This window comes from Clostridioides sp. GD02377 (genome assembly GCF_045899875.1).
Lineage (GTDB): Bacteria > Bacillota > Clostridia > Peptostreptococcales > Peptostreptococcaceae > Clostridioides > Clostridioides difficile_A.
The window spans coordinates 48,739-70,325 of sequence record NZ_JBJODA010000021.1 but is presented as its reverse complement, the minus strand read 5'-3'; the positions used below and the strand labels follow the sequence as shown (position 1 = coordinate 70,325).

The 21,587-nt window shown below is 28.7% G+C and carries 21 protein-coding genes and 1 pseudogene; 1 reads left to right on the top strand and 21 read right to left on the bottom strand.

Annotated features, from left to right (window positions below):
- The 3 genes and pseudogenes from Q3304_RS17255 to Q3304_RS17245 all read right to left on the bottom strand — a co-directional run.
- The coding region (locus Q3304_RS17255; RefSeq protein WP_407815454.1) for a hypothetical protein at window positions 1-123 on the bottom strand (123 nt) is incomplete at its 3' end.
- Window positions 124-125: 2 nt separating this feature from the next.
- A pseudogene (locus tag Q3304_RS17250) lies at window positions 126-173 on the bottom strand (bacteriocin); the annotation flags it as partial.
- A gap of 27 nt (window positions 174-200) precedes the next feature.
- Window positions 201-917: a PrsW family intramembrane metalloprotease gene (locus Q3304_RS17245; RefSeq protein ID WP_054269079.1), complete on the bottom strand. Its 717-nt coding sequence runs from the start codon at window positions 915-917 to the stop codon at window positions 201-203.
- A 257-nt stretch (window positions 918-1,174) separates the two neighbouring features.
- Between Q3304_RS17245 and sleC the strand changes: the two genes are divergently transcribed.
- Window positions 1,175-2,446, top strand: coding sequence for a spore cortex-lytic germination protein SleC (gene sleC / locus Q3304_RS17240; protein ID WP_407814718.1), 1,272 nt, complete (start codon window positions 1,175-1,177; stop codon window positions 2,444-2,446).
- A gap of 356 nt (window positions 2,447-2,802) precedes the next feature.
- Here the strand turns inward: sleC and Q3304_RS17235 are convergent, their stop codons facing one another.
- The 18 genes from Q3304_RS17235 to Q3304_RS17150 form a co-directional block, all read right to left on the bottom strand.
- The gene (locus Q3304_RS17235) at window positions 2,803-3,459 is read right to left on the bottom strand and encodes a hypothetical protein (protein ID WP_054269077.1); all 657 of its coding nucleotides are present in this window, start codon (window positions 3,457-3,459) and stop codon (window positions 2,803-2,805) included.
- A gap of 464 nt (window positions 3,460-3,923) precedes the next feature.
- Window positions 3,924-4,499, bottom strand: coding sequence for an indolepyruvate oxidoreductase subunit beta (locus Q3304_RS17230; RefSeq protein WP_054275834.1), 576 nt, complete (start codon window positions 4,497-4,499; stop codon window positions 3,924-3,926).
- Window positions 4,499-6,280, bottom strand: a complete 1,782-nt coding sequence (gene iorA / locus Q3304_RS17225; RefSeq protein ID WP_407814719.1) for an indolepyruvate ferredoxin oxidoreductase subunit alpha — start codon at window positions 6,278-6,280, stop codon at window positions 4,499-4,501. The genes Q3304_RS17230 and iorA overlap by 1 nt, the downstream gene beginning before the upstream one ends.
- 698 nt (window positions 6,281-6,978) lie before the next feature.
- Complete coding sequence (locus Q3304_RS17220; RefSeq protein ID WP_227832227.1) at window positions 6,979-7,389, bottom strand: hypothetical protein; 411 nt, start codon at window positions 7,387-7,389, stop codon at window positions 6,979-6,981.
- A gap of 191 nt (window positions 7,390-7,580) precedes the next feature.
- The gene (locus Q3304_RS17215) at window positions 7,581-7,976 is read right to left on the bottom strand and encodes a hypothetical protein (protein WP_407814720.1); all 396 of its coding nucleotides are present in this window, start codon (window positions 7,974-7,976) and stop codon (window positions 7,581-7,583) included.
- A 214-nt stretch (window positions 7,977-8,190) separates the two neighbouring features.
- Window positions 8,191-9,588, bottom strand: coding sequence for a M56 family metallopeptidase (locus Q3304_RS17210; protein WP_407814721.1), 1,398 nt, complete (start codon window positions 9,586-9,588; stop codon window positions 8,191-8,193).
- A gap of 10 nt (window positions 9,589-9,598) precedes the next feature.
- Window positions 9,599-9,958, bottom strand: a complete 360-nt coding sequence (locus tag Q3304_RS17205; protein WP_054269071.1) for a BlaI/MecI/CopY family transcriptional regulator — start codon at window positions 9,956-9,958, stop codon at window positions 9,599-9,601.
- 203 nt (window positions 9,959-10,161) lie between these two features.
- The gene (locus tag Q3304_RS17200; RefSeq protein ID WP_054275831.1) at window positions 10,162-10,941 is read right to left on the bottom strand and encodes a DUF975 family protein; all 780 of its coding nucleotides are present in this window, start codon (window positions 10,939-10,941) and stop codon (window positions 10,162-10,164) included.
- Between the two features lie 425 nt (window positions 10,942-11,366).
- Entirely contained in the window at window positions 11,367-11,978 is a 612-nt protein-coding gene (locus Q3304_RS17195; RefSeq protein ID WP_054269069.1) for a hypothetical protein, read from the bottom strand.
- Between the two features lie 92 nt (window positions 11,979-12,070).
- On the bottom strand, window positions 12,071-13,060 hold the full coding sequence (locus Q3304_RS17190; RefSeq protein WP_227832225.1) for an ornithine cyclodeaminase family protein: 990 nt from the start codon (window positions 13,058-13,060) through the stop codon (window positions 12,071-12,073).
- A 66-nt stretch (window positions 13,061-13,126) separates the two neighbouring features.
- Complete coding sequence (locus Q3304_RS17185; RefSeq protein ID WP_054275830.1) at window positions 13,127-13,990, bottom strand: DUF3298 and DUF4163 domain-containing protein; 864 nt, start codon at window positions 13,988-13,990, stop codon at window positions 13,127-13,129.
- A 121-nt stretch (window positions 13,991-14,111) separates the two neighbouring features.
- Complete coding sequence (locus tag Q3304_RS17180; protein ID WP_407814722.1) at window positions 14,112-14,693, bottom strand: CheB methylesterase domain-containing protein; 582 nt, start codon at window positions 14,691-14,693, stop codon at window positions 14,112-14,114.
- Between the two features lie 39 nt (window positions 14,694-14,732).
- Window positions 14,733-15,536, bottom strand: coding sequence for a CheR family methyltransferase (locus Q3304_RS17175; protein ID WP_407814723.1), 804 nt, complete (start codon window positions 15,534-15,536; stop codon window positions 14,733-14,735).
- Between the two features lie 35 nt (window positions 15,537-15,571).
- On the bottom strand, window positions 15,572-16,012 hold the full coding sequence (locus Q3304_RS17170; RefSeq protein WP_054275828.1) for a chemotaxis protein CheW: 441 nt from the start codon (window positions 16,010-16,012) through the stop codon (window positions 15,572-15,574).
- Window positions 16,013-16,025: 13 nt separating this feature from the next.
- Window positions 16,026-18,152, bottom strand: coding sequence for a chemotaxis protein CheW (locus Q3304_RS17165; protein WP_407814724.1), 2,127 nt, complete (start codon window positions 18,150-18,152; stop codon window positions 16,026-16,028).
- Window positions 18,153-18,226: 74 nt separating this feature from the next.
- Window positions 18,227-19,930, bottom strand: coding sequence for a methyl-accepting chemotaxis protein (locus Q3304_RS17160; protein ID WP_167639723.1), 1,704 nt, complete (start codon window positions 19,928-19,930; stop codon window positions 18,227-18,229).
- 41 nt (window positions 19,931-19,971) lie between these two features.
- The gene (locus tag Q3304_RS17155) at window positions 19,972-20,931 is read right to left on the bottom strand and encodes a diguanylate cyclase (protein ID WP_054269059.1); all 960 of its coding nucleotides are present in this window, start codon (window positions 20,929-20,931) and stop codon (window positions 19,972-19,974) included.
- Between the two features lie 135 nt (window positions 20,932-21,066).
- Window positions 21,067-21,585 (bottom strand): chemotaxis protein CheW, encoded by a 519-nt coding sequence (locus Q3304_RS17150; RefSeq protein WP_054269058.1) that lies wholly within the window; start codon window positions 21,583-21,585, stop codon window positions 21,067-21,069.
- Window positions 21,586-21,587 lie beyond the last annotated feature (2 nt).

Genomic DNA, 21,587 nt, shown 5'->3' with positions numbered 1-21,587 from the left:
TTTTAATGTATTTATTCTAAGACCAGTAGTCTTATCTTCATCATAACTTTTTATAAAATCATCATATTCATCCTGTAGTATTTCTCTAATATCTTCTAAAAATTCTTCTGGTAAATTCGCCAAATTTATAATCCCCCTTCAATCTGCTTCGTTTGTTTGTCATTTATTTCTTTTAACTGTTTATGTCTTTTGCTTGAACTCTATTTTCTTTTCTTTTTCTTAAGATTACCGAAAAACACTTTTTTAGAGTGATTCATATATTTATCAAGTTTATCAAGATTTACCTTCCACAAAATTATCACATAAACTATAAGTAATATAATAGCCCATCTATATTCTATCATCAATATAAAATCAAAAACTCCATGTAATAAAATTGGAATCAATACAGCCATAAACAAGTACTCACGTCTCTTGTTTTTATTTCCTTCAAACTTATACTTAGAGATATAATATCCCATAGTAATAGCAAACATTACATGAGCTGGAATAGAGATAATCGCTCTATTAATACCAACTTGAAGGGCTAAATTACCACTTTCAGAAAAAATATAGACTATATTCTCAATTGTTGCAAATCCCAAAGATAAAAATACAGAGTAAATAATACCATCTAACTTTTCGGTAAAATGTTTTTCTTTAATTAGTGCAGGAATTAGTATCAGAGCTTTTACACCTTCTTCTACAAGCCCTGCAACTACAAATGATACATATATTAGTTCTGAATATCCTTCAAATACATTAAATTTCATCAGTAAATTTTCTAAAAGTATAATTATAATACTTAAAAAAGCACCTATTAAAAAAAATTTAATTAAATGAATTAAAGGCTCTCTACAATATTTATCTTTAGACCTTATCCAAAATAGCCCTATCAATATAGGAACTATTGCCAATAAAAATAAATCCAGCTTCATAGACTATTTTCCTTTCAAAATTTTTAATTCACTTCTGTTCAAAATACTTAATTCATTTCTTCTTTATAGCATCTATTTATTTTTAGCTTATTTTGTTTTAAATACACTCTAAAATAGACATTAAATTATTCAAAGTCAAATATACTAAAATATTTTAAAAAATTTAAATTTATATCTATATTATTTAACAAATCTCAAGCTATATTCATATCTTGAAATATAAGGGAACTAAATTCATTTAAAGAAAGGGTGATTTGATGCAAGATGGTTTCTTAACAGTAAGTATAATCGATGCTACTAACAATAGACCTATTCAAAATGCAACAGTAAACATATATTCAATGTCTAATGGTAGCCAAAGCTCATCAACTTTATACCAAAACCTAACGAGTAATGAATCTGGTCAAGTGACTGGATTAGTATTACCAGCACCAGATGTAGATTACTCTCTACAACCATCTGATGTTAGACCTTACAGCCAGTATATAGTAGAAGCCATAGCAGATGGATATGAAACAGTTGTCATAGAAGGAACGCAATTATTAGCTACAATTGAAGCGAGACAGGGAGTTCCCATGTTTCCTAGAACAAGAAGTAAACGTTCTTTCTCAAGACAAAGTGAATTGATTTTTGATATAGGAGAACATACCCTATACGGTACTTATCCTCCTAAAATTCCAGAAAGTAACTCAAAGCCATTACCTCCTCCTACTGGTTTTGTTGTATTGGATAACCCTGTAGTACCTGAATTTATAGTAGTTCATGATGGTTTGCCAGAAGATTCATCAGCTCCAAACTATTGGATTCAATTTAAAGAGTACATTAAAAACATAGCCTCATCTGAAATATATTCAACTTGGCCTCAACAGACAATCTATGCAAATGTAATAGCTATAATATCATTTACTTTAAATAGGGTATTTACTGAGTGGTATCGAAATAAAGGATATAATTTTACAATAACTTCATCAACTGCATATGACCATAAATTTATAAACAACAGAAACTTATTTGAACCAATTAATGTAGTTGTAGATGCAATATTTAACACATTTATAAAAAGACCTCCTACAGCAAGACAGCCACTATTAGCACAATATTGTGATGGTCAAAAATCTCAATGTCCTAACCAAATGACTCAATGGGGAAGCAAAGATTTAGGTGACCAAGGATACGACTATGAAAGCATACTAAGATATTATTATGGAGATGAGATAGTATTTGAAAAAGCACCTATAGTAAGTGGTGTCCCTGTATCATTCCCTGGGACTACATTACAAGTTGGTTCTACTGGACAATATGTTAGAACTATACAAAATCAGTTAAATGCCATATCCAACTCTTACCCAGCTATACCAAAGGTAATAGAAGATGGTATATATGGAACAGATACAGAAAATGCAGTTAGAATATTCCAAGGAATCTTTGGTTTACCTCAAAGTGGAGTAGTAGATTTTAAAACATGGTATGAAATATCTAGAGTTTACGTGGCTACAACTAGAATAGCTTCTTTAAACCCTTTAATTTAAAGTTTGATTTAGAATTTATTTTAGATTATTGATTCAAAATAAAAAATGGCTGTTATGAACTAATCTATACTATAAGTATTTTAACTTATAAGTATCATAGTCCTAACAGCCATTTTTGTAGTTATAACTTATTGTTTTAGAATCTTAAAACTTTAAATGGGGGATTTTAAGCTTCTTAAAAACAGTACTCGCAAATTTAGTTCTCTTTGAAATTGTATATTTATTTTTAATTTTAGTAAAATGTTGCTTCATAATGAAAATATTGCTTAGTTATTCTAAGTAATACTATTTTAAAGATTATTATTTTAAAAGATTATTCCTAGTTTATAAATAATGTTTTTGATTCATCAATAAACTTAATTTGTAACCTTAGATTTATTGGCTAAAGCTAATATTAGACCTAAAGCTATAGATGCAAATGCAGAGGCAATTACTCTATATTCAGCAGGGAATAAGAATACAATTGTATGGCATGGTATCCAGAAAAATGGTATAGTTTTTAAAACACTAAAACCAAGATAAGCATTCCAATCCACTACATTTACCACATCTTTAAGTGTTACTTTAATCCCTTTTTCAACTTCATATTTTTTGTCTATAAAACAATCCATAACCTTATGGAATAAAAACACAGTTGGTGACATTAGTATGTTCATAGTTGCACTCTTAAACAAAGCATTAGCAAAGGCTATTCCCTCAAAAGGAAGCATACCATCTACTTGTGCTTGACCTACACCTGCTGAGTAGATTGACATCGCATATGTTGTAACTATACCTATTATTCCCCAAACTATTGCTCTATAAAAGACCCCTACTGGTATTTTCCAGTCTTTATGCAAGATTCTAGCACCAAGTAAATCTCCCATTGTAGCTAGTACAGCAAACTTGAAAAAACCTCCAATATATGGATGTGCACCTGTTGCTGCCATAAACACTTCTCTACTACTTGGTATCGCTAAGATAGCAATAATACAAATAAGAACTCCAATCCATATAAAATCGCCTTTTTTCATATTATAAATACTATTTAATATATAAATAGTTCTCCTTCCTGTCAAAGATTTATTTAATTTACAATTTATTTGTAATTATTTATTAACCATTGCTTATTAGATATTCATTTTCCATATTTAAATTTATAAAATCTTACTCTTAAATGATTGTATTTTAATCTTAATTTTTATTTATATTTTACCCTAACCCTTTATTTATCTACTTTACAACTAATCTTATTTACAATCACCTTATAATTTATTTTGTAATTGATTTCCACCCTAACCCTTTATCTAGTTTTCAACTAGTTTTATTTACAATCACCCTATAATCTATTTTGTAATTGATTTCCACCCTAACCCTTTGTCTAGCTTTCAACTAGTTTTATTTACAATCACCATATAATTTGTTTTGTAATTGATTTCCACCCTAACCCTTTATCTAGTTTTCAACTAGTTTTATTTACATACTTATCATTTTATTTTTAGGCATTCATCCCTTCTTTTAAAGCTTTTATATTAATTTCTATAAACTTAGGTTTGACCTGTTGTGACACTACTTTTTCCCAATCTATATCATCTTCTATCTGTAGAGCCTTAATCAAAGCTCCTAAAAGGACCACATTCATAACTTTTTCATTTCCAAGACCTCTTGCAATATCAACTGCCTTTATCACTGTTACATCCACTTTTTCTTTAATATCATCTATTATATTTTCAGGATAATCCACTCTACCTGTTAAAATTGGTGCTGAAGGCATCTCATAATCATTCACTACTAATTTGCCATCAGGTTTTAGAAAATCAAGATATCTCAAAGCTTCCATAGTTTCAAATGAAACTAATACATCAACATCGCCCTTACCAAGTATAGGAGAGTGTACTTTTTCACCATATCTAACTTGAGTTGTTACACTTCCCCCTCTTTGAGCCATTCCATGAACTTCTGACATCTTAACATCATATCCAGCATCAATAAGACCAGCAGAAAGTATTTTACTTGCTAAAACAGTACCTTGACCTCCTACACCTGACAGCAATACATTTTTAACCTTTTTCATTATTCTTCACCAACCTTTTTTATAGCATTTACTGGACATACTTGTGCACACACTGTACAACCTACACATTGAGCTTGATTTATACTTGATTTCTTTTTAGATTTATCAAATCTCAAAGCAGGACATCCTGTTGTAAGACATTTCTTACATCCAATACACTTTTCATCATCTACACTACAAACTGATGGTATAAGGTCAAATCTCTTTTTATCATCTTCAGTAAATTTTTTTAATGCACATGGCCATCTTGTAATTATTACTGATGGTTCCTCAATTGATAAAGCCCAATCTAATGCTCCTTTAACTTCATCTAACTTATTAGGATTTACAACTTTTACACTCTTACATCCTAAAGCTTTTACTATAGTCTCAATATCCATCATTTCAGTAACGTCACCTTGTAATGAAAATCCTGTCCCAGGATTCTCTTGATGCCCTGTCATACCAGTAATCCTGTTATCAAGAATACATGTTACAGTATTGCTTTTATTGTATATTATATCTATAAGTCCATTTATCCCTGTATGGAAGAATGTTGAATCTCCTATTGTACTTATAGTTCTCATATTAATATTATTTTTAGTAAATATTTTTTGTGCTCCATGAGCTACTCCTGGACCTCCTCCCATACATATACAGGTATCCTTAGCATTTAAAGGTTCTGCTCCTCCTAGTCCATAACATCCTATATCTCCACTTATAAGTACATTTTTAATTTTTCCTAACTCATAGAAAAATCCTCTGTGTGGACATCCTGCACATAATGTTGGTGGTCTACCTACTATCTTTTCTTTACTATATTCTATTAGCTCTCTTTTTTCTCCCAAGATTGATTGTGCTATGATATCTGGGTTTAACTCCCCAATATTAGGTATCTTTTCCTTTCCAATACAAGGTATGTTATTCTCTTTTAAATGTTCTTCTATATAAGGTTCTAATTCTTCAATTACATAAACAGTCTCTACTTGTTCTGTGAACTCCCTAATTTTCTTAGTTGGAAGAGGATATGTAAATCCTAATTTTAAGTATGATACAGTATCTCCAAACACATCTTTAGCATACTCATAAGAAGCACCTGAAGTTATTACACCAATTTTTTTGTCATTCCATTCTATAAAGTTTAAATCTGTTTCATTAGAGAACTCCTCAAGTTTTTTTAATCTATCTTCAAGCTTAACTCTAAGTACTCTTGAAGTAGCTGGTATAGCATCAAATTTAGAAAGATTTCTTTCATATTTCTTTACAACTGTTTCTTCTTTTTCTCCTAACTCAACGAGACCTTTACTATGGCATACTCTTGTAACCATTCTAAATAAAACTGTAGTATCATATTTTTCACTTATTTCAACAGCTGCCTTTAACATATCTTTACATTCTTGACTATTGCTCGGTTCTACCATAGCTATTTTTGCAAATTTAGCATAATGTCTATTATCTTGTTCATTTTGTGATGAATGCATTCCAGGGTCATCCCCTGACACAATAATCATTGCACCATTTACCCCCATATATGCATACGTAAATATTGGGTCTGCTGCGACATTTACTCCAACATGTTTCATAGCCGCAAGTGCTCTTCCTCCTGCAATAGATGCCCCTATTGCAGACTCTACTGCAACTTTTTCATTTGGTGCCCACTCTGCAATTATGTCATCTTTATACAGTGCTATATTTTCTAGTATTTCGGTACTTGGTGTTCCTGGATAAGCAGCTGCATAAGATATACCTGCTTCGTAAGCTCCACGTGCTACTGCCTCATTTCCTGTAAGCAATTGTTTCATGATTCTCCCCCCTTAGAAATAATACTCCTCTAATAGCTTAGTGTATTTGTTAGCGATACACTTTAAAAGCCATCAACATATACTTATTATCAACATGGTATATATATTAATAAGTAAGTAATGATAAAATTAATCCACAAATTTATAATCATATTATTTAATTTATATATTAAGCAATTGTTATGCCAAGAAGTCTAAAAATTTTAAAACCCCTCTTAAAAATGCTAAATCGATTATTTTCTTTAACTTTTAATGAATCTAATAAATAACATTTAATTTTCGTTAGAATTTTCTAAATATTATAATTATTAATTTAGATAAAAAAAAATAATGTTAACATTTCTTAACATACATTAAAAAATGTTAACATTATAAATTGGGTTTAATACTTTTACTTTGACTTGATTTACTTTTATTCTGTGTTTCCTCTAATTCTTACTTCTTTTTTCACTTAGACTTTAGTTCTTTTATTACTTATTTGAGTCTCATTTTACTCTCACTCAATATGTTCAATTACGCTTGTCTAAGTTTTTAATACTTTTTTACTTCACTTTAACAAACTTAAACTTCATTTGGGTAGTGTAGTTAATGAATATTTAAATAATCATCAACTACATGTTTATATCATCGCAGTAGCCTAATGTATTTAGTCATGCTTATTTAGGGTTTTAAGATATTCTTTGAGATTATATTTAACACTAATTAGTTGCTACATAATTTGAAGAAATAGCAAGTTGAGACCCATCTTCATTTTCTATAATGATAGGCTTCATAATTTTTAATCCTTCAGTTTTTATTTTCTCTAACTCTTGTTCCATTATCTTAATTGTTTTTTCAAGGTCTTCTTGACTTACATCTTTAACTTCATTAGGGTCTTTAGCATATGCTTTCATTTCTTCAATATGTTTAGCATATTCATCATAAGTATAATACTCTACTCCATACTTTTCTAACTCAGCAGGGTCAGTTATTCCTGATTTCATTAAAGATTCAAACTTAGGTAAAGTAATTTTAGATGAATCATTTCCATTTGCAAATACTGCTCCAGTTCCACCTAGTATCATAGCAGATACCATCATTGTGCTTATAATTGTTTTTTTTATTTTCATAGCCAATCTTCCTTTCTTAGGGATTTATTTGGGTATTGTAGTTGACAGTGACTATTGCAATAGTTATTAACTACATCTTTAGACTATCACAATAGTCACTTTTGTGTCAAGTATTTTTATAAACTTTTTAATAAATACTATTAACATTTCATTGTATATATAAAAAAGGTTAGCATTGTAAGCTTAGTACATTATCTACCACAGAAACTTATAAGCCCATTTCCATTGTTTATTCTGATAGGTTTCATAATCTTTAATCCTTCAGTTTTTATCTTCTCTAAATCTTGCTCCATTATTTTAATTGTTTTTTCAAGGTCTTCTTGACTTACATCTTTAACTTCATTAGGGTCTTTAGCATATGCTTTTAACTCTTCAATATTCTTAGCATACTCTTCATAAGTATAATACTCTACTCCATACTTTTCTAAGTCAGCAGGGTCAGTTATTCCTGCTTTTATTAGAGAATCAAACTTATCTAGTGTAATATTAGATACATCACTATTTTCATTTGCAAATATTGACCCTGTTCCTCCTAATACTATAGCAGCTGCCATCATTGTTCCTATAAGGGATTTTTTTATTTTCATAATCAATCTTCCTTTCTTAGAGATTTATTTAGGTATAATAGTTATTAGTGACTATTGCAATAGTTATTAACTACACCTTTAGACTATCACGATAGTCATATTTGTGTCAAGTATATTTATAATTTTTTTAATAAAAAATACTATCTCAAAATAATTAAACTTATTTCAAGATAGTATTTTAATTCTAAATCTCTTGTATTACTAGGATTTAAGGTTACTTTACGGAAGTTCTATATTGAACTTTGCTGACTGACAACAAATTTCCTTGTCTTGATATAACTAAACCATTCTCATCATAACCATTTTTCTGAACTAAATAATTTGATGAATTAGTATAAGATATATCATTGTAATTACTTGATTTATTTACATACATGTATTTACTACTATTAGATTTACTTTCTTTATTTACAGACTCATCTTCATTACTATTAGATTTACTTTCTTTATTCATGGATTCATCTTCATTACTTTTAGGTTCATTTTCTTTATTCACAGATATTTTTGACACACTGACAGAAATATCAGAATCCTCATTTGAAGAATACAAATCAGTCGCTTTATTGCTTAATGAAAATTCACTTCTATTACTTTGCTCACTTTTTGTTAAATCAAAAGATTCAACTTCATTAATTTCCTTATTTCCTGTTGCAAAAACAAGACTTGTCCCACAAACTAATACAGTTGAAACCAAAAAAGTAACATAAGTTGACTTTTTAAACTTCATAACATTAACTATTCTCTCTTCTATCTTTGTCTTTCCAAATCCATTGTAAATTGCCATCGAAAATGGATTATTCTCTTCTGCTAAACTTATCAGTGCAGTTGCATAATCAGCTCTATATTCTTCTCCAATCATATTCATTACTTTTTCATCGCAACTAAATTCTATGTCCTTATTTAGTAAAAAAAACATTATCCAAACTAAAGGATTAAACCAATGAATAACAAGAGCCAAAAGCATAAACAACTTCAGCATATTGTCAAATCTGTTAATATGGACCATCTCGTGAGTCAAAACAAAGTTTAAAGTCTGATTATTACTATAATCCATTTGTTTTGGTAAAATAATACGTGGCTTTAAAATACCAGATGTAAGTGGTGTCTTAGTAAATTCAGATACACAAACCATAAATTTTCTAAAACACCTATTTTCATATATCCATTTTTTAATAAAATCATGATTTTTTATATGTATTGAAGTTTTAAAAAGATTAATTATTTTAATATACTTAGAGCATAAAAATATACTCAGTATAATAGTAACCACAAAAGACAAAATACCTAACATCTCCAATATTGTAAAATTCTCAATATCAGATAGTACTTTATTGTTAGAAGTATTCTTACCTATAGAGTTACTAACTTCCTTAAGAGTGTAATCTTCAGCTGATGTAGCACCTAATTCAACATTAAAAGTGGATTCAATTATACTATAAATACTAAAACCAGAGTTTAAACTTACTGGTATAAGAAGTTTAAACAACACAATCAACCATAATAATACAAATACCTTCTTAGGTAATTTTTTAAATAAACATGCTCTTATGAAAATAACAATTAAAAGTAAAACTCCAGAAGTAAAACTCATTTCTAACAATTTAATGAACATAAATCTTACCTCACTTTAATTTTTCGACAATCTGCTTAAGTTTTGTAATATCATCACTTGAAAGATTTTCTTTATTAATAAAAGCTGAAAGAAATTTTTCTGAAGACCCTCCAAACATTTTATTAATTAGTGTTTCTGTTTCCTGTTTTTGCACTTCTTCTTTACTTATTAAAGCTTTACAAACAAAATTTGGTTCAATTCTCTCTATTGCACCTTTTGCTACTAATTTTTTTATAACTGTATACGTAGTATTTCTATTCCATCCTGTTTCTTCTTTTAGTATTTTTACTAGCTCCCCTGCCTTACTTTCTCCTATCTCCCATAGAACTTCCATTACTTTAAGTTCTGAATCAAATAATTTTATTTCCATATAAAATCGCTCCTCAAATATGGTTATCGCAATAGTCATTACTATAATTAAAAACTATCATAATAGTCTATACTGTGTCAACCATTTATTTTTTAATAACAAAAACTGCCTTTTAAGAAAAAAATTCTTATAAAAGACAGTTTTGTCATGCCATACTTTAATGTTCAAGTTAAAAATACATTTTATTTAACTGTAAAACTATCTTAATACATAGAATAAGATTTTTCTTTATCCAATAATATATCCTCTACATCTGGATTTTCTTTTAGTAATTGTCTGTAAAAATTACAGTTAGTAACTCCTACATATGGAATCAACCATAATAAGCCTATTCCAAGAGTAACTATCGCCAGTATATACCAGCCTATAAAGCTAAGGTTTAGTACAAATAATTTAAGTACATTCCCTTTCATCATATCTAAACTGGCACCCATCGCTTTAAATACACCTAAGTTATCTTTATCTTCACAAATTAAAAAAGCAGCTTGAGAAACATATAATAGCAATATATAAACTGGTAGCATAAGAACAAATATTATAAGAACTAAAGTTATTCCAGTAGAAATAATAGTTCCTATACCAACACTATCACTTGATAGGTATTCAATTGCTCCACTAGTAAGTAAAACACCGAATGATAAAAATGCGCCTATAATTGTGATTATAAAAGAATAAATATAAACAGCTATTGATTCTAATACATAAAGTCCAAAACTTCTTAAATAGATTCTTCCATTTACAAAAATATTTCCTATTCTTACTTTTTCATCTTTAGTAATCTTCAAGAACATGCATGTAAATCCTGCTGCAACGCAAAACCCTATTATAGCTACTACAATAGTAGTTAAAGGTTCAAAAGGCAATCCTACAATCGATATTAATACTATCACTGCAATATATACTGCCATAGCAATTGCACATGTACCCCAGTTTCCAGACAATTGAGCTTTTGACACTCTTTTTAATTCTTGCCTTGATACCATAAAAACACCCCTCTCATTTTATAAAAACTTTTTTGAAAATACATAAATAAACTTTTAACGTATAATATAATATTAATATATCATATTTTCGACTATATAACACACAATTATTCACCATGTTTTATCAAGATATATCATAATTGTATTGTTAGTTTTATATAGTCAAAATTGGCAAATATACCAAATAAATTTGATTGTACAATAAATACTGAAACAAATTATATTAAATGTACTTTATTTAGTAAAAAATTTATTTATTATTTGGCAAGATAAGTTATTTAACAAGATAAGTCATTTATAAAATATAATTTATAAAATAAGTAAATAACTTATAAAATATATTTTATATTTTTAGAATAAAATAAACTATCTCCCAAACATTTTATTATATGTTTAAAAGATAGTTTTTGTGTCTTTAAAATAAATTAAATTGTATATATTCCTTCACATAATTTTTGTATATTGCTTGGTGGTTGCCATTTACCATCTTTTTTAGTATATGTAATTAAAGTTGTAACATCCTTAGTTGGTTTTTTATTGTAAAGGTCTATAATCATTTTTGCCATATCATCTTGAACTTCTTTTTCTTTTTTGTTGTAATTCTTTTCATCAGTTACATATGATTTTACTAAAGTATTTGCTTCAGACATTACTTTACTAGTATCTAATGCTTTACTTACAACTTTTAAAGTTATCTTATCCTTACTAGAAGAATCTACTGTTACAGTCTTTTCAACACCTTGAATTAACTTAACAATTGTGTCATATATCTTTTCAGCATTTTCTTTACCATAAAGAGGAGTCAATTGAGCTAACATTGAAACCTTGTCCTTGCTATTATAAGTTTGAATTTGTTTATATTCAACTTCTGTTAATGCGTCAGAAATCCCCTTTTCGTCATATTTATACATTTCTAGTGCGGCTAAATTAGCTTCAAAATTTGACTTTACTTTTTCTTCTGCATTAGAACACCCTATAGTTAGAACTAAAACTAAAGCCATAATCGAAGATAATATTAACTTTTTTACCATTTTCATACAAATATCCTCCCTCAACTAAGATAATAAAAAAATTTATTTATCAACATTATAACATAATTTTGTCTAATTATAGATTTATTTTGAAAATTTTACCACTTCCAGTCCATTCCAATACCGTTTTCTTTTGCTTTATCATATATTCTTTTTGCTGTTACGACATCTTGTACACCTATTCCGACAGTTTTAAACACAATTATTTCATCATCACTTTCTCTTCCAGGAATAGTCCCATTTATAACATTACCTAAATCACCATTAAAATCATCTTTACTTATTTTACCTTCTTCTAATGGAATTAATATATCTCCTGATTCAGATAAAACTGCATCTGTTGATTCAAAAAATATCTTAGATGCTCTAGTTAAACAATTTGGGCACAACTCTTGCATATCTGGCATATATGAACCTACTGCACTTATTAAAGCTCCTTTTTTTACTAAGTTTCCGTTAAGTACAGGCTGTTTTGATGGAGTAGCTAGGACTATTACATCTGCATTGTCTATAGCTTCATCAGATGATTCAACTGCAATTATTTTAGTGTTATATTTACTTAATTTTAAATTCATTTCTTCTGCAAATTTTTCTCTACTTTCCTTATTTCTACTAAACACTCTTACTTCATCCAAATCTCTAGCTTCTATCATAGCTTCAAGTTGTGGTTCTCCTTGTCCTCCTAGACCAATCAAAGCCCCAATCTTAGAATCTTTTTTAGCCAATACATCTATAGCTGCTCCAGATGCTGCCCCAGTACGAATCTGAGTTACATAAGTTCCATCTAAAGCTGCACTCACTTCTCCAGTTTCACCATCTAATAGTAATACTGTTGCTGGAATTACTGGTTTACCTTTTTGAGCATTTTTAGGAAATACAGATACAATTTTTATTCCCCCACATCCCAGTTCTTCTACATATCCTGGCATAAATAACATACTAGCATCTTGGCTTGGAACTGGTATATTGGTTCTCAAAGGATTTACACTTTTTCCTTCACAATAAATTCTAAAAGCTTCCTTATCAGCCTCAATTGCATCTCTCATTGTAAATACTTTTTTTATGTCGTCTTTTTTTAAAAGTAGCATTTTTATACCCCCAATTTTAATAAATCTCTATGCTAGATATTATAGCATAACATTTAATTTAAATTTCTATTTCAAATTAAATAAATCTACATATTCTGGTTTTAACATATAGCTTATTAATTTTTTGTTTATTGAAAATTCTGGTATTCCTGCTGCATATGGAGTTATATCATATAAATCAAAATACATAACTAAATTCTCATCCTGCAAATAAAAATTTTGATTCTCTTTTATACCTTTAAAATTGTATATTCCGATATTTTCTTTGTCCTTTTTTTCCAGCTCAGTTATTTGTCTTTTAATTTCTTCATCTATAACTTCCTTGTATTTAGTGTTATCTTTAAATAAGTCCATTAGTTCTAAAAATTTTCCCGTTCTCATATCCACGTTGTATGCTATATCTTGATAAAATCCATGTGCACCGCCACTATAAGTATAATATCTTACTTTTATACTAAGAGCAGAGTCAATATTCTTTTTAAGTTCAAAATCTACATTTGCAACAAACTTATTTTCTTCATCAGGATTATCCTTAAGATATTGCTTTGCTTCTGTGTATGATTTATTATAAAATTCAAAGATATCATTTTTTATTTTATCATTTGTAGACCTTTCAACAATCTTATTTGAATTTGTTATTATAGGCATATTTATAGTACTTTCTAGATATTCATCATTTTTCACTATTGTTTTACTTCCTATTGTACTTACTGATAAAGTTTGTTTGCTACTTGTAGTATCCTTTGGTAATGATTGATTATTCATAACACTTACTGCTTCTTTATTTCTATCTAAATTAATCGAAGCATCTTTCCCTAAATTATTATATATATGGTCATGTTTAATTGCTAAAACAGCTATTATAGTCAAGGTTAAAACAAATACATATCTTAAAACTTTAGCTTTCATATCGCCTTTAAAAAATTTCATATTATCATTTTCCTCCTAAATATAAATCTCTCTTATTATATTTGGAGTTTCTAGGGTTTTTTATCCATATAATTTAATAAAAGATTAATTTTTTATTTACAAAAAATCAATCTTTTCGTTTTTAAATATTAAGATGTCTAATCAAACAGTTTGAAATTTCAGCAAGTGGCAATTGTAATACAACAGAACCCCTATCAAAAGCCACCATTGGCATTCCATATACTATGCAAGAGTTTTCATCTTGTCCAATAGTAAATGAACCCTTTTCTCTCATTTTTAAAAGTCCATTTGCACCATCAGAACCCATGCCTGTAAGTATTATGCCTATTGAATTTTTACCTGCTACTTCTGCAACTGAATCAAATAAAACGTCTACTGATGGACAATGACCACTTACTTTTTCACCTTTTTTACAAGTTACATAATACCCATCTTTATTCACATGTAATTTCATCTGATAGCCCCCAGGTGCGATTAACACATTTCCTCGTTCTACTCTATCATTATTTTTAGCTTCTCTTACATTCATAACACACTGCTTGTCAAGCCGTTGTGCATACATATCAGTAAATATAGCCGGCATATGTTGAACTACAACAACTCCTGGTGTCGATTTTGGCAAGTCTTTTATAATTTCAAGTATCGCCTCTGTGCCACCTACAGATGCACCTATAGCAATTACCATATTATTAAAATGTTCCACATTACCGCCTCCACAAAGTCATATATCAGAAATACTCTTTTATTTTTTATAGACAGCAGGTCTTACGTATTTATATTTGGTATTGCTTCTGTTAATTATCTCTGCATGACCTACAAATAAAAAGCTATCTTTTTTAGTTACACTATAAAATTTATTTATGAGTTCTTCTCTAGTTTTTAAATCGAAATAAATCATAACATTTCTACAAAAAATCAAATCAAAATATTGATATGAGAAATCGTTCATTAGATTAAAGGACTTAAAAGTTACGCTTTTTCTAATCTTATCACAAATTTTAAATGTACCATCTTTATTATCTATAAAATACTTCTTCTTCCACAAATCAGGAACATTATTAACATTTAATTCTGTATATGTAGCTCTCTTAGCTTTTTCAAGTGAATTCATTGAAATATCAGTAGCTATAATCTTAATATTCCACAATTTTTTATTATGTCCAAAATAATCATCTAAAGTCATAGCTATTGAATACGCTTCTTCTCCACTAGAACAACCTGCACTCCATATATTTAAGTTTCTTAATTTATTGTTTTCTTCCCAAAAAGGAAGTATATTATCATGTATAAACTCAAAATGTTGAGGTTCTCTCATAAAAAATGTATGATTGGTACTCAATCTATTTATTAAGTTTATAGCCTCATTTCCTGTCTTATCTTTAAATAATATATTCATATACTGACTAAAAGAACTAAGTTTTTTCTCTATCATTGTATTATATAACCGACCTTCAATTAGTGCTCTTTTTTTGCTTAAATCAATACCATATTCTTTTTTTATATGGTTTACAAGAATTATAAATTCTTCATCTGTGAGCTTTATCATGCAAAAAATTCCTCCTGCTAATTTATCAAAACTGACTACATGTTGTTAATCAAAAACTTTCGAATATCTAAAATTAGTATAGAATTATCTCCAACTTTTGCAATTTCCTTTATATCTTTATTCGTATTTATGTTGTTAGAATCAGTTGTCTCTAATAGATTTATCTTTTCTATAGGGATAACATCGACAACTTTATCTACAATAATTCCAACTTGATACTCATCAACCTTTGTAATTATTATACATGTTCTCTCATTATAATCAGTCTCAGGAAGATTGTATTTTATATGCATATTAATAACAGGTATTATCCTTCCACGTAAATTAATAACTCCGATTATATACTCTGGAAGACATGGTACACATGTTATTGATTGAAATCTTATAGTCTCAATCACATTTTCTAATTCTATTCCATAAATAACATCATTAACATAAAATGTTAATACTTGTTTAATAATTTCATCTTTAGACATACTTTTAAATCCCCTAATATATTTCCATAATGTTATCTGCATCTATAATCAAGCTTATACTTCCATCTCCAAGTATTGTACATCCTGATAATCCATTGCTTTTCATATTGAATCTATTAAAATAAACTGGAAATGGCTTTACGACAACCTGTTGATTTCCTATTATTTCATCAACGAAAATGCATGCCGCTTTCTGCTCATTTTCAATAATTATCATATTCCCATGCATTAAGTTAGTTACATCTGTCTGAATATTATATACTTTATGCAACCTTATAATAGGAATACATGCTCCATATATCATAATTAGTTCTCTTATATTACCTTCTGTAACTATTTGGTTTAAATCTGTAAGTTTAAATGTTCTCCTTATTGATGATATTGGTAAAGTAAACAGTGAATCTCCAACTTTAAACTCCATACCTTCTACTATAGAAAGAGTCAGTGGTATTTTCATAGTAAATGTTGTTCCTTCATCTTGTTTGCTTTTTACTTCAATTGAACCTCCAACCTTTTCAATACTTTTTCGGACAATATCCATGCCTACTCCCCTACCAGAAAACTCAGTTATGGATTCTTTTGTAGAAAATCCTGGAGTCATAATCAAAGAATTGACCTCGTCATCAGTATATTCATTACTTGAATGTTTAAGTATACCTTGCTCCTTGGCTTTTGCTAAAATCTTGTCTTTCATAAGACCTCTACCATCATCTGCAATACTTATTACAGCTTCTCCACCTAAGTTTTCAGCAGATAGAACTATCTTTCCCACTTCTTCTTTGCCTTTTGCTATACGCTCTTCAATAGGTTCTATTGCATGGTCCATAGCATTTCTTATAAGGTGCATAAATGGCTCTGCTAAATTATCGATTACATTTTTATCTACTTCTGTTTCTGCACCTATGGTTATTAGCTCTACATTTTTATCTAATTTTTTATTCATATCTCGTACAATTCTATGCATCTTTTGAAATACACCAGAAATTTGAATCATACGCATCGACATTACTATATCCTGTAATTCATCTGTAAGCTTATGCAATTGTCTTGTTGCTTTATTGAAATTGTCTATATCAACACCTGTAGAATTTACACTATTTACAACCATTGATTCCATAATTACAATTTCTCCAACTATATTTTGAAGTAAATCTAATTTTTCTAAATTTACACTCATAATATTCTGTTTATTTATTGGCAAATGCTCATTTTCATCATTTAGATTATATTTTTCTGTATCTATCTTTTCTTTTAAAATACTTTCTTGTAGCTCATCTTCTGTTGTATAAGTATTTTGATATTCTATACCTATTTCCTGATTGTCTTTTAATTTATTTTCTATTTCATCATTATCTTGCGTTCTTTTTACTTCTACATCTTCTTCACTAATATTTATATATTCTTTTACATAGAGATTATCTTGTATAGTTCTATAAACTATACTCTTGTCATCTTTAGCAATAAACTGTATATAAAACCCATCCTTTTTAATATATTCTGCTGCTTCTGTATTTGTTTCCACATCTTTAGGATAAAATTTTATAAATTCACAGTAGTCTCTAAGTTCAAATATAAGCATAAAAGCTCTTACATTTTCCATCATACAATCTTGCTCAAAGATTATTTTTACTATATCAGAATTTTCTTTGTATGAAAAAACTGAATCTATTATTTCTTTATCATCTGTGCTTTCTAAGCTTGTGTTATTTTTTGATTCCATAGAAGTTGATAACTCCAAAGTACCTACATAATCTTTGATTATTTCTATAAAGTTAGAGTAATCAGAAGATATGCAATCTCCTGACTGCAACTTACCTATGTCACATCTTATAAAATCCAAAGCTTGAAAAACCAAGTCAAATAAAAAGTCATTATCTAAAACTTCTATCTTTTCTTCACGTATGACATAAAATAAATCTTCTACACTATGTGCTAAAGCAGCTATGTTGTCTAATCCCATCATAGAAGCTGAACCCTTTATTGTATGCATTATTCTAAATGTTTCATTGATATTGCTATAACTAAACACTTTTTCTTTTTCTATTTGAATCATAATTTCATCTAACTGTTCAAGTAATAGACTTGTCTCAAATATAAACATATCTAACATTGGTCTCATACTCGGCTCAATATAATTCATATTTATCACCTACGGCCTACAAATAATTTTCTATTTTACGTTATAATTTTACACTATCTATAACATCTTATAATTTAAATCCATGATGATTCTTTTATCTCATTTTCCTTTAGATGAAATTTTTCTACTAATTCTTTTAAAATTTGTGCTTGAGCTGACATCTCTTCTGAGGCTGCTGCACTTTCCTCTGCTGTTGCTGAGTTCATTTGGACTACTATAGAAATTTGCTCTATTCCAGATAAAATCTGTGTAATTGCTATTTCTTGGCTATGTACAGATGAAGAAATTCCATTAATATAATCAGTAGTTTTTTCTACACCATTCACCACTAAATCCAAAGCCTTTGCAGTCTCTTTGGCAATTTTAACACCATTTTCTACTGTCTTAATGGCCTCTTCTATAAGAATTGCAGTATTTTGAGCTGCTTTTGCACTTTTACCAGCTAAAGACCTAACCTCATCTGCTACAACTGCGAATCCTCTACCATATTGACCTGCTCTTGCTGCTTCAACAGCTGCATTTAATGCAAGAATATTAGTTTGAAAAGCTATCTCATCTATTGTTTTGATTATTTTTGATATTTCACTGGATTTTTCACTTATTTCACCCATTGAAGTCATCATATCATCCATACATCTGCTTCCAAAACTAACTTGTTGTGCTGATTGGTCAGACACTTCACATGCAAGACTAGCACTATCTGCACACTTCTTAATTCCATCTGATATTTCATTAATTGTAGAAGCTAATTCTTCCACTGAACTGGCTTGTTCTGTAGCCCCTTGTGAAAGAGCTTGAGCACCTGCTGCTACTTGTTCTGATGCACTTGCAACTTGTTCTGCCGATAAATTTATTTCAGAAAAATCACTATTAAAAGAGTTTATTATACTTTCTAATGATGTTTTGATTGATTCAAAATCTCCTATAAATTCTTGGTCTATCTCTACTCTTAAATCTCCTTTTGCAATACTAGTTAATGTACTATCTATAAGGTCTATATAATTTAAAAGCATACTTTGCATCTTTTTAACAGAACCAACCAACATCCCTATTTCAGATTTACTTTCTTCAACATCTATACTTGTTCTTAGGTCTCCAGATGCAATTCTTGAAAAGTGTTTTTCTACTTTATTAATAGGAATTACTATTTTTAATTTTATTACTGTATATTCTATTATTGTCAGTATTATTAGTAGAGAAAGTATAAATATTGTTCTCAATATTAGGCTTTGTAATTCTTTTTTAACTTCTATAATTTCAGCATTTGAACGATTAGCTATATTCTCTTGAAATTCATTTATTAAAGAATCCATTCTTTCTTGAGAGTTTATATATTCACTGCCAAAAATTATACTCTGTGCCAAGCTCTTATCATTATTTTCAACTGCTTTTATAGCACTTTGTTCTGTTGGCACCAAAGAATCAGATATTTCTTTTGCTTCTAAGATTTTATTTGATTCACTTTTTGTAAGACCAATTCTTTCTAATTTATTTAAAGCTGACTCTCTTGTTTTTCCATACAACTCTTTTTCATAAGTATCTTTATCCTTTTTATCGCCTGTAAAGACATATCTTCTTAATACATCACTTACTTCTCTTGTCGTATCTTTTATATACTGGCTTTGAGTTCTCAAATTATTCATATCATTAATGCTTTTTTCCACTTTCTCAAATGCTTTATAAGATGAAATTGAAGAAAAAATCCCTGCTAGAACAGCCATTACTATAATAATCAGCAATACAATTGCTAATTTAGAAAGCTTTACTTCTCTTTTCATACCTCTACTCCTTTATAAAGTAAGTTTATTAAGATATTAATTTATATCCTTTTTAATCCTTTCATTGTACTCACTACACTACAATCTTTTCCTAAGTTTTTGCCCTCATACATCGCTTTATCTGCTAAGGATATGTTTTCTTCTAATGATATATTTGAGTTTACTTCTACTACTCCTAATGTAATAGTACATCTTATTTTGTTTTCTTTATAGTTAAATTCAAAGTCTTTTATTTCTTTGCGAATTCTTTCTGAAAGAATTTTAGCACCTTCCATTGAAGTATTTGTAAGCATTATCAAAAACTCTTCTCCACCCCATCTTGATACAGTATCAACCTGTCTACAATTCTTTTTTATTATACTTGATATTACTGTCAATACAAAATCACCTGCTTCGTGACCATAAGTATCATTAATAACTTTGAAATCATCAATATCGCCTAGAATAAGAGATATTGTAGCCTCATTATACTTATTAATTCTTCTTTGTTCCATAAGTTGATTAATTATATGTCTTCTATTATAAAGACCTGTAAGATAATCTCTTACAACGAGTCTATTCAATTTTTCAAGAGAAGACTCCAGCTCATTATTTATCTTTTTTAATTTATCTTGAGATTTCTTTACTTCAAGGTGAGCCATAATACGAGCTTTTAATTCTGTCATACTAAAAGGCTTCACCATATAATCTATTGCACCTACACCAAATCCCTTTACTATATCCGTATCTGCATTTTTTGAAGTTATAAATATTATAGGTATATCTGCTGTGCGAAAATTAGATTTTACTTCCTTACAAAAATCAAATCCAGAGTTGTCTGGTAAAATTATATCAAGTAAAATAATATCTGGTATATATTCTTCAATAAACTCTTTTGCTTCTATTGCATTAAATGCTTTTTTCACCTTAAAATTATCTTTTGTAAGTGTTTTATCTATTAAATCACACATTAGGACACTATCATCAACGACTAAAATTGTTCCTTGTTGCTTATTTTCCATATACGAACCTCTCTTAAACATAATATATTAAAATTCTAGTAATTTAAAATTCTTATACTTAATAATTATACCACTACATCCCCAAATGTTCCCATTACAATCTCTTTATAATAACATTCTAATTATATCCCTGTGCTACATGATAGTGCAATTATATTTATTAACTACTTCATCTATTAAAATTTCTTCTTTATCTGTCAAAAGTTTCTCTAAATCTAGTAAGGTAATTATTTTACTCTCTATTTCTCCAATACCACTTACAAAATAATCTGAATACTCAAAAGTAACTCTTGGTGGTGGAGAAATTTGACTTTCTTCTAAGCTTATTATCTCATCAACTTTATCAACTATAAATCCTACTGATAAATCCTTTACTTCGACTACTATTATATACATGCAGTTAGCAACTATTAAATCATTTTTTTTAAGTCTCAAACGCATATCTATTATTGGAATAATTTTACCTCTTAAATTTATTATACCTTTAGAATATGTTGGGAGTTCTGGAATAAATATAATTTCTTGATTTCCAACAATTTCTACGACCTTTTCAATCTCAACACCGAAGTCTTGTTCATCTACTTTAAATTTTAGATATTTAATTCCCTCATCAGCTAGCCTATAATCTAAATATGGGTCATCTGGAAATCTCATTT